The following is a 5,345-nucleotide window of genomic DNA, read 5'->3' as shown; positions in this document are numbered from 1 at the left end:
ACATCCAGACCGGCAACGGTGTGGTTCAAGGCATCTCATATCGGCACTGCTCGCTGATCCAGCGCGGTGATGGATATGGGTATTTGATGCAACCGATAGATTGAAAGAAAGGATGCGGGAACAGGGGCGCGCTTTGCACGCCAGCGCTATCCCTCCCCGGGCAAAAGCCCGAGGTTTCCCGCGCAAAAGGATGAACCACTCCTTCATTCAACGCCCTCTCACCCACGCCGAGGCGCGCGTGCTCGCCACCCTGATGGAAAAGGCCCGCACCGTGCCCGACAGCTACCCGCTGACCCTCAACAGCCTGCAGACGGGCTGCAACCAGAAGAGCAGCCGCGAGCCGGTCATGCACCTGAGCGAGGCCGACATCGGCGATGCGCTGGACCGCCTGCGCGAATACAGCATGGTGATCGAGTCCAGCGGATCGCGCGTGACCCGCTACGAGCACAACTTCCAGCGCGCCGCGGGCGTGCCCGAGCAGTCGGCCGTGCTGCTGGGCCTGCTGATGCTGCGCGGCCCGCAGACCGCCGGCGAACTGCGCATCAACGCCGACCGCTGGTACAAGTTCCTGGACATCGGCTCGGTGGAGGCCTTCCTCGACGAGCTGCAGGAGCGCGGCGAGGACAAGGGCGGGCCGCTGGTGGTGAAGCTGCCCCGGGCCGCGGGCGCGCGCGAGCAGCGCTGGGCGCACCTGCTGTGCGGGCCGGTCGATGTCTCGGCCCTGCAGGCATCGCCGGGGCCGGAAACCGGCGCGGCCGCCGGCGACGCCGGCCTGGCCGCACGCGTCGAACGGCTCGAAGCCCGGGTCGAGGAACTGGAGCGCCTGCTGCGCCAGCAGGCCGGACCGGACACCCTGTCGCAGCCCTGACACCCCAAAATCGAACGGGCGTGCGAAACTGTCGGCATCGCCTGTGCGGTGCCACAGGCTTCCAGATCGTCGTCACACACGGAGACATGCATGGACCTGGCATTCACGCCCGAAGAACAGGCTTTCCGCGAGGAAATCCGATCCTGGGTCAGGGAGAACCTGCCCGCCGACATCAGCCACAAGGTGCACAACGCCTTGCGCCTCTCGCGCGACGACATGCAGCGCTGGGCCAAGATCCTGGGCAAGAAGGGCTGGCTGGGCTACGGCTGGCCCAGGCAGTTCGGCGGCCCGGGCTGGAGCGCGGTGCAAAAGCACCTGTTCGAAGAGGAATGCGCGCTGGCCGGCGCGCCGCGCATCGTGCCCTTCGGGCCGGTGATGGTGGCGCCGGTGATCATGGCCTACGGCAGCAAGGCGCAGCAGGAGCGCTTCCTGCCCGGCATCGCATCGGGCGAGGTGTGGTGGAGCCAGGGCTACAGCGAGCCGGGCTCGGGCTCCGATCTGGCCTCGGTGCGGACCAAGGCGGAACGCCGGGGTGACAAGTACATCGTCAACGGCCAGAAGACCTGGACCACCCTGGGCCAGTACGGCGAGTGGATGTTCAACCTGGTGCGCACCAGCAGCGAGGGCAAGCCGCAGACGGGCATTTCCTTCCTGCTGATCGACATGAAGTCGCCCGGCGTCAGCGTGCGGCCGATCAAGCTGCTCGACGGCGAATGCGAGGTCAACGACGTGTTCTTCGACAACGTCGAGGTGCCGGCCGAGAACCTGATCGGCGAAGAGAACAAGGGCTGGACCTACGCCAAGCACCTGCTCAGCCACGAGCGCACCAACATCGCCGACGTCAACCGCGCCAAGCGCGAGCTGGAGCGCCTCAAGCGCATCGCCAGGACCGAAGGCGTGTGGGACGACCTGCGTTTCCGCGACCAGATCGCCTTGCTGGAGGTGGACGTGGTGGCGCTGGAGATGCTGGTGCTGCGCGTGCTCTCGGCCGAGAAGAGCGGCAAGAACTCGCTGGACATCGCCGGCCTGCTCAAGATCAAGGGCAGCGAGATCCAGCAGCGCTACGCCGAGCTGATGATGCTGGCGGCCGGCCCGTTCGCCCTGCCCTTCATCGAAGAGGCCATGGAGGCCGGCTGGCAGGGCGACTTCCCCGGCGGTGAGGCGGGCAACGCGCCGCTGGCGTCCACCTACTTCAACCTGCGCAAGACCACCATCTACGGCGGCAGCAACGAAGTGCAGCGCAACATCGTCGCGCAGACGGTCCTCGGCTAAGGAGCATTCACATGGATTTCGATTTCAGCGAAGACCAGGAACAACTGCGCGACGCGGTGCGCAAGTGGGTCGAGAAGGGCTATGACTTCGAGCGCCGCCGCGCCATCGTGGCGGCCGGCGGGTTCGACCGTGCCGCCTACGGCGAGCTGGCCGAGCTGGGCCTGGGGGGCCTGACCATCGCCGAGGCCGACGGCGGCCTGGGGCTGGGGCCCGTCGAGGCCATGGTGGTAATGGAGGAGCTGGGCCGCGGCATCGTGCTGGAGCCTTTCGCGCAGACCCTGATCGCCAGCGCGGTGATCGGCAGCCACGGCGGCGAAGCCGTCAAGGCGGCCTGGCTGCCGCGCATCGCCTCGGGCGAGGCGCTGGTGGTGCTGGCACAGCAGGAGCGCGGCGCGCGCTACCGCCTCGACGCGTGCAAGGCCACCGCCAGCGGCAACGGCGATGCCTGGACCGTGAGCGGCGCCAAGAGCATCGTGCCGGCGGGCGACCAGGCCGACGCCTTCATCGTGCCGGCCATGCTCGACGGCCAACTGGCGCTGTTCGTCGTGGCGCGTGACGCCGCCGGCGTGCGCACCAGCGGTTACCTGACGCAGGACGGCAGCCGCGCCGCCGAGGTCGCTTTTGACCAGGCGCCCGCGCAACTGCTCACCTCCGACGGCCTGGCGGCCATGGAACACGGCGTGGATGCCGGCATCGCCGCCACCTGCGCCGAGGCCGTGGGCGTCATGGACCGCACGCTGGCGATCACCGTCGAGTACATGAACACGCGCAAGCAGTTCGGCGTGGCCATCGCCAGCTTCCAGGCGCTGCGCCATCGCGTGGCCGACATGAAGATGCAGCTCGAACTGGCGCGCTCGATGAGCTACTACGCCACGCTCAAGCTCGGCGCCCCGGCCGGCGAGCGCCGCCAGGCCCTGGCCCGCGCCAAGGTGCAGTTGGGCCAGTCCATGCGCTTCGTGGGCCAGCAGGCCGTGCAACTGCACGGCGGCATCGGCGTGACCGACGAGTACATCGTGAGCCACTACTTCAAGAAGCTGACGCAGCTTGAGATGACCTTCGGCGACACCCTGCACCACCTGGGCGAGGTGTCGGCCCGCATGGAGGACACAGCAGGAGTGTTCTCTTAACCTTCCCCTGTGCCGCTAATGCGGCTCAGGGGAAGGTTCACGCCTTCACCATCTTGCGCAGCGCGACGGCGTCGGCTTCGGCCAGGGACACGTCGGTTTCCGTCAGGCGGAAGATCCGGATCGAGTCGTACACCTGCTGCACCTGGTGGTCCATGGACCGCGCCGCTGCGGCCAGTTGCTCGACCATGGCGGCGTTCTGCTGCGTGATCGCATCCAGGTCGACCAGCGAAGTGCTGATCTTCGACACGCCGGACGATTGCTCGCCGGTGGCATGGCTGATGTCTTCCAGCACTCCGGCCACCTGCTCGACCGATTGCATGGCTTCGTCCATGCGGGTGCGGGCATCGGCCGTACGGGAAGTGCCGGCATCCACACGGGTACGCGACTCCTCGATCAACGCCCGGATTTCCTTGGCGGCCGCGGTGGTGCGCTGCGCCAGCGCGCGGACCTCTGCCGCCACCACGGCGAAGCCGCGCCCCTGCTCGCCGGCCCTGGCCGCCTCGACCGCGGCATTGAGCGCCAGGATGTTGGTCTGGAACGCCACGCCTTCGATCACCTGGATGATGTCGCCGATGCGGCGGGACGATTCCGAGATGTCCTGCATGGTCTGCGCCACCGCCAGCACCGCTTCGTGGCTGCGCCGGGCCACGCCGGAGGTTTCCCGGGCCGCGTGCGCGCCGTCACGCGCCAACTGGGTGGTCTGCTGCGTGGTGCCGTTGATTTCCTCCATCGACGAGGCGGTCTGCTCCAGGCTGGACGCCTGGACCTCGGTGCGCCTGGACATGTCCTGGTTGCCGGTCGCGATCTCCTGCGACGCCCCCCGGAGGTTGTCGACCTCCTCGCGTACGTCCCGGACCACGGTGCGCACCGACACCGCCATCTGCGCCAGCGCCAGCTTCAGGCGGCGGACCTCGCCGCGGCCATCGACCTCGACCTTGCCGGTCAGGTCGCCGCTGGCGATCAGGTTGGCGGTCTCGATCACCCCGAGCAGCGGGCGCAGCGTCACGCCTGTGCTCAGCCAGGCCGCGGATGCCACCGTCATCACGGTGGCCAGCGCCGTCACCGCCAGCGGCGCCCCGAGCAGCGCGCACGCCAGGGGTCCCGCAGCGGCCCAGGCTGTCAGCAGAACGACCTGGCCCCGCAGGCCCGGGCGCATGGTCCGGCTCAGCCATCCCAGGCAATCGGCGCGGACGATCTGCCCGCGATAAAGGCGATGAATCCGCTTGCCCGAATCGGCCTCCGCCCGCATCCTGGCGTACAACTGCTCCGCCGCCGCCACTTCCTCGGCAGCCGGCTTCGTCCGCACGGACAGGTAACCGACGGTGCGGCCGCCGCTGCGCACCGGTGTGGCGTTGGCGCGCACCCAGTAGTGGTCGCCGTTCTTGCGACGGTTCTTGATCAGGGCCGTCCACGGCTCGCCGCCGTCGATCGTTTCCCAGAGATCGCGGAACGCCTCGGCGGGCATGTCCGGGTGGCGCACGATGTTGTGCGGCTGGCCCATCAGCTCTTCACGAGTGAAACCGCTGACGGCCACGAAATTGGCGTTGCAATAGGTGATCCGGCCCTTGAGGTCGGTCACCGAGATGAGTGTCTGGTCCGCAGGGAAATCGTAGCCATTCTGCGTGACAGGCAAGTTCTGTCTCATGATTTCTCCTGGCCCGGAATGAAGGGCGACGACATTGCACGCAGGCGCCATCGCGGCAGTCCCTGCTCCTGTACCTTTACCTGTGCCGATTGTCGGTAAACCACCGCCCGGCCATGCCGCCAACAACAGGGATTCCACCCTGTTTTCCTCGGCATCGATCGCCCCCGGAAGGTGCCCACAGCAAGCGCCGAACGGCCGGTTGCCGACACACTGACGTGTCATATATCGGCAACCCGCATCACGGACTTGAACGCCTCTATCATCCGCCGCATGCCCTCACCTCCTGCCCCGCCCGCGTCGCGCCGCCTGCTCTGGCTGGTCGCCATCGGCTTCTTCATGCAGACGCTGGATTCGACCATCCTCAACACCGCGCTGCCGGCCATGGCCCGCAGCCTGGGCGAAAGCCCGCTGCAGATGCAGGCCGCGGTGGTGG

General features: G+C 68.0%; 4 protein-coding genes and 1 pseudogene. 4 read left to right on the top strand and 1 reads right to left on the bottom strand.

What is annotated here, in order from left to right; genetic code table 11:
• The first annotated feature begins 190 nt into the window (after positions 1-190).
• The 3 genes from PHC73_RS11200 (at position 191) to PHC73_RS11190 (ending at position 3,267) form a co-directional block, all read left to right on the top strand.
• Entirely contained in the window at positions 191-868 is a 678-nt protein-coding gene (locus PHC73_RS11200; protein WP_300128102.1) for a YceH family protein, read from the top strand.
• 90 nt (positions 869-958) lie between these two features.
• A complete protein-coding gene (locus PHC73_RS11195; RefSeq protein ID WP_300128100.1) occupies positions 959-2,140 on the top strand; it encodes an acyl-CoA dehydrogenase family protein in 1,182 nt (393 codons plus the stop codon).
• A gap of 11 nt (positions 2,141-2,151) precedes the next feature.
• Positions 2,152-3,267, top strand: a complete 1,116-nt coding sequence (locus tag PHC73_RS11190; protein ID WP_300128098.1) for an acyl-CoA dehydrogenase family protein — start codon at positions 2,152-2,154, stop codon at positions 3,265-3,267.
• 37 nt (positions 3,268-3,304) lie between these two features.
• Here the strand turns inward: PHC73_RS11190 and PHC73_RS11185 are convergent, their stop codons facing one another.
• Entirely contained in the window at positions 3,305-4,912 is a 1,608-nt protein-coding gene (locus tag PHC73_RS11185) for a PAS domain-containing methyl-accepting chemotaxis protein (RefSeq protein WP_300128095.1), read from the bottom strand.
• A gap of 270 nt (positions 4,913-5,182) precedes the next feature.
• On the opposite strand from PHC73_RS11185, the pseudogene PHC73_RS11180 reads away from it, so the two are divergent.
• Positions 5,183-5,345: pseudogene (locus PHC73_RS11180) on the top strand (MFS transporter); the annotation flags it as partial.

Origin of the sequence: Immundisolibacter sp. (assembly GCF_028696615.1) — a bacterium.
Taxonomy (GTDB): domain Bacteria; phylum Pseudomonadota; class Gammaproteobacteria; order Immundisolibacterales; family Immundisolibacteraceae; genus Immundisolibacter.
This window is presented reverse-complemented; position numbering and strand designations above follow the sequence as displayed.

Coding starts and splice junctions, on each gene's coding strand:
- PHC73_RS11200 (WP_300128102.1), top strand. CDS start 191: ATGAACCACTCCTTCATTCAACGCCCTCTCACCCACGCCGAGGCGCGC.
- PHC73_RS11195 (WP_300128100.1), top strand. CDS start 959: ATGGACCTGGCATTCACGCCCGAAGAACAGGCTTTCCGCGAGGAAATC.
- PHC73_RS11185 (WP_300128095.1), bottom strand. CDS start 4,912: ATGAGACAGAACTTGCCTGTCACGCAGAATGGCTACGATTTCCCTGCG.
- PHC73_RS11190 (WP_300128098.1), top strand. CDS start 2,152: ATGGATTTCGATTTCAGCGAAGACCAGGAACAACTGCGCGACGCGGTG.